This is a genomic window from Mesorhizobium sp. M4B.F.Ca.ET.089.01.1.1, from assembly GCF_004022605.1.
Taxonomy (GTDB): Bacteria; Pseudomonadota; Alphaproteobacteria; order Rhizobiales; family Rhizobiaceae; genus Mesorhizobium; species Mesorhizobium abyssinicae.
This window is the reverse complement of the sequence record NZ_RZOS01000476.1, coordinates 1-4,013: the sequence shown is the minus strand read 5'-3', so window position 1 is coordinate 4,013 and position 4,013 is coordinate 1. Positions and strand designations below refer to the sequence as shown.

Annotated in this window: 5 protein-coding genes; 1 reads left to right on the top strand and 4 read right to left on the bottom strand. The window is 66.4% G+C overall.

The window, feature by feature from the left end:
* Positions 1-165: 165 nt before the first annotated feature.
* Positions 166-1,014, top strand: a complete 849-nt coding sequence (locus EN780_RS28850; protein WP_128275988.1) for a citryl-CoA lyase — start codon at positions 166-168, stop codon at positions 1,012-1,014.
* 2 nt (positions 1,015-1,016) lie between these two features.
* On the opposite strand, the gene EN780_RS28845 is transcribed toward EN780_RS28850, so the two are convergent.
* The 4 genes from EN780_RS28845 to EN780_RS28830 all read right to left on the bottom strand — a co-directional run.
* Positions 1,017-1,493, bottom strand: a complete 477-nt coding sequence (locus EN780_RS28845; protein ID WP_127310119.1) for an NUDIX hydrolase — start codon at positions 1,491-1,493, stop codon at positions 1,017-1,019.
* A 134-nt stretch (positions 1,494-1,627) separates the two neighbouring features.
* Positions 1,628-1,927 (bottom strand): hypothetical protein, encoded by a 300-nt coding sequence (locus EN780_RS28840; RefSeq protein WP_127391437.1) that lies wholly within the window; start codon positions 1,925-1,927, stop codon positions 1,628-1,630.
* Positions 1,928-2,167: 240 nt separating this feature from the next.
* Positions 2,168-2,860, bottom strand: a complete 693-nt coding sequence (locus EN780_RS28835) for a response regulator transcription factor (protein ID WP_127310117.1) — start codon at positions 2,858-2,860, stop codon at positions 2,168-2,170.
* On the bottom strand, positions 2,857-4,013 hold a 1,157-nt coding region (locus EN780_RS28830; protein ID WP_189556814.1), incomplete at its 5' end, for an ATP-binding protein. The genes EN780_RS28830 and EN780_RS28835, both read right to left, overlap by 4 nt.

Sequence of the window (4,013 nt, the reverse complement as noted above, 5' to 3'; positions counted from 1 at the left end):
CTTCGAAGCCGTGCCCGGCATGGACCGGCCGCTGACGGTGGTGCGCGGCGGCTTCATGGTCGACGGCGCGGCACCGCTGCCGGCCGGGCCGCCGCCGGCGCTGGGCGAGCATATGGACGAGGTGTTTGCGACGCTGCCGGCGCGCGACAAGACAAGAGCGCCGGCATGAGCGAGGACAAAAAGACCGGCCGCGCGCGCGGCGAGGACTGGTGGCGGACCGGCATCATCGAAATGGGCCCCGGCGTGATCCGGCTGCGCGGCTACGAGATCCAGGACCTTATCGGCCGCGTCAGCTTTCCGGCCATGATCTGGCTGATGCTGCGCGGCGAATTGCCCAGCGAGGACCAGGCGGCGCTGCTTGGCATCGCGCTGGGTGCGGCCGTCGACCACGGGCCGCAGGCGCCATCGATCGCCATCGCCCGCATGGCGGCGACCTGCGGCGTCGGCATCAACAATGCGATGGCTTCGGCCATCAACGTGCTGGGCGACGTGCATGGAGGCGCCGGCGAGCAGGCGCTTTCCGTCTACGGCGACATCGCCGCGGCGATGGACCAGGGCACGACGCTGGCCGATGCGGTGGCGGCGCGGCTCGATCGTTTCTTCGCCGAGGACAGGGGCTATGTGCCGGGTCTCGGCCATCGCTTCCATCCGGTCGATCCGCGCGCGCCGCGGCTCATCGAACTGACCCGCGATTTCGCGGCACGCGGCGTGGTCGGCGGCCGCTTCGCCGACATCGCCCAGGCCATCGAGGCCGAGGTGGCGCGGCGCAAGGGCAAGCGCATCCCGCTCAACATCGACGGCGCGACGGCGGTGATCTATGGCGAGCTCGGCTTCCCGCCGCCGCTGACGCGCGGCCTGTTCGTGCTGTCGCGCTCGGTCGGCATCCTGGCGCATGCCTGGGAGCAGTCGCAGGAGACCGAGCGCAACAAGGGGCCGCTGCCGCGGGAATGGCTGTGGGCCTATACGGGTACTCCGGTACGACCGTTTCCCGGGCGCGAGGATAAGAGCAGCTGATCTCAAATCGCGTCGGGAGGCTCGGTCTGGGGGACAGTCAAATCCCTCAGCAACGTCGACAGATCCGGCTCGTCGATAAGCAGCGCCGCATCGGCTGGGGCAAGCCATGCCCGCTGCCGCGTGCCCGCTTCCATCCAACGGGGCAGCTCCTCTGTCACGTTCAGCAGGTAGACGACGACGTCGACGCGGACGAAGCGGCTTGCCAGGCGTTTCCAATAGGAATAGGTGCCGGCCGGCTGTTTCAGGATGTCGCCGAGGACGCCGGCTTCTTCCCGCGCTTCAATCATGGCCGCCTTGCGCCCGCTCTTGCCCTTCATTGGCCAGCCTTTTGGCACGATGAAGCGCCTGGTCGTGCGCGACGTCACAAGCATCACCTCCATGTCGCCGCCGGCGTCCAGCCGAAAGGGGATGGCCGCCACCTGGCGGATCCGTTCCCCCTTCTTTGCCTTGCGTACCGCTGTCTTCTTGGTCGCTGCCATTCCCAGAATCCGGCCGGATCGCGCCCCTGCCCAGAAGGGAGGGCGCCATGCCGCAAAACCCCAAAACCGCCGGCAATGCAACGTGGCATTTTCCGGCAGGTAAGTCGGCTAAATAAATCGAAAATGCCGGCTTGTCAGCGGCACGACGTCAAAATTGCATTGCCCAGCACCTGGCAGCCCGGCTTGACGACCGGCACCTGCGGTCGAGGCTGCGGCACGATCTGGCGGTCCAGCTCGCGATTTAGCTGCTGCTGTTGCTGGAACTGCTGCCGCAGCATCCTGTTCTGCAGCTGCAGCAGTTCGTTCTGCTGGACCAGCACATTGCGATTTGTTGGGATAATCACCTGCGCCAAGGCATGGGGAGCCACCGCCGGCACGATCGCCGTCGCCAGCATTGCCGACATCAAAACCGTCGTTGGACGAAGCTGCGGCATCGATCCGCTCCCGCGTTAAAATCTACCATCCATATAGGGCATTTGACAGGCGGTGCCATGGTCGATGGGCAGCCACGCCGAATTGATTGGTTCATCCGCCACGAATCTGCCCACCAACCTGGCATTGCCCTTGACGGCGGAGCTGTCGGCGGACTGAGTTCCTGCTTAGGCCGACCGGGACGATCGGCATTCGCCGATCGCCCTTGGGATCGGGACGATCGGCAGTGCCGATCGCCCGTATCAGTCCACCTCGCGCAGGCGGTAGCCCACGCCGGTCTCGGTGGTGATGTAGCGCGGCTGATCGGGGGTCTTCTCGATCTTCTGCCGGAGCTGGCGAACGTAGACCCTGAGATATTGCACGTCGGTGGAGTCGCCCCAGACCTGCTTCAGCAGGAAATGATGGGTGAGCACCTTGCCGGCGTGCTGCACCAGGATGCGCAAGATGTCGTATTCCTTGGGCGAGAGTTTTACCTCCTTGCCCTCGACGGTGACGATGCGCTTGACCAGGTCGACGGTCAGGTCGCCGGTTTGGAACACCGGCTTCTCGCCCTGCTGCTGGAACTTGTGGCGCAGCGCCACGCGGATGCGGGCGACGAGCTCGTTCATGCCGAACGGCTTGGTGACGTAGTCGTCGGCGCCGAGCTCCAGCGCCGAGACGATGCCGGCCTCGTCGGTGCGGCTGGAGAGGATGACGACGGGAATGTCGAGACCCTCGCCCCGCCATTTGCCGAGCAATTCATGACCGGTCATGCCGGGCAGGCCGAGATCGAGCAGGATCAGGTCCGGCTTCTCCGTCGCCACCAGCTCGATGGCTGCCTTGGCGTTGGGTGCTTCGGAGACCGCATAGCCCTGGCTGCCAAGACCGACGCGCAGCAATTTGCGGATCGGCGGCTCGTCGTCGACGACCAGTATGGTGACGTTCTGATTGGTCATGCCGGATCACCGTTGCTCTGATCGTCCGTACTGGCCCGGCGCATGCCGGGCACATCAGCCGGCACCGGCATGCGGATGGTGAAGATCGCGCCGGCGCGGTCGGTGCGGTTTGCCGCGGTGATCGTGCCTCCCATCGCCTCGATGAAGCCGCGGCTGATCGACAGGCCGAGCCCGGTGCCGGCGCGCACCTGATCGCGCTTGCGCACCCGGTAGAAGGTGTCGAAGATCCGCTCCAGATCATCGGGCGGAATGCCAGGCCCCTCGTCCATGATCTGCAGGATGACGCAGCCGTTGTCGACCCAGCCCTGCAGCCGGATGGTGGAGCCGGGCGGGGCGTATTTGGCGGCATTGTCGAGGAGATTGAAAAGCGCCTGCTCGAACAGCACCGGATCGAGCCTGAGCATCGGCAAGTCGGCGGGGATGTCGATCTCGGTCTTGTGCTCCCCGGTGATCTTGCGTGCGCGGAGCAGGGCCGAGCCTACACTATCGCCGACAAAGTGCAGTGCGTGGTTCGGCTCCATTGCGCCGGATTCGATCTTAGTCATGTCGAGCAGGTTGGCGATGAAGCGGTTCAGCCGCTCCGATTCGTCGAGCACGGTCGACAACAGCTCGGCACGGTCCGTTTCGGGCAGCGCAGCCGCGAATTCCCTCAGCGTGCCGGCCGCGCCCATGATGGCGGCGAGCGGGGTCTTCAGGTCATGTGAAATCGAGGTGAGCAGCGCCGAGCGCAAGCGGTCGGCCTCGGCGGCGAGCTTGGCACGGTCGACGTCGGCGGCGAGCTGGATGCGCTCGATGGCGACCGCCGCCTGGTCGGCAAGCGCATCGAGCAGGCGTTGCTGCTCGGGCGTCAGCAGCGGTCCCTGCCTGTCGTCGTCGAGGCCGACGACGCCGATCGCCGTGCGGCCAGTTCTCAGAGGAAGGTAGAGGCGTTTCGCGCCGGGCAGCGTGTCGGCGCCACGGCCGGCGGCGCGGTTGTGCTCCCAGGCCCAGCGGGCGGCCGCGATGTCGGCCTCGGCCAGCGTGTCGTCGGGCGGATAGCCAGCCTTGACGGTGATCGTTCCGTTCTCGGGCAGCAGCAAGACGACGCGCAGCTTCAGCATCAGCGCGATCTGGAAGGCGGTCGCCCACAACACGTCGTCCAGCGTGCCGGCGC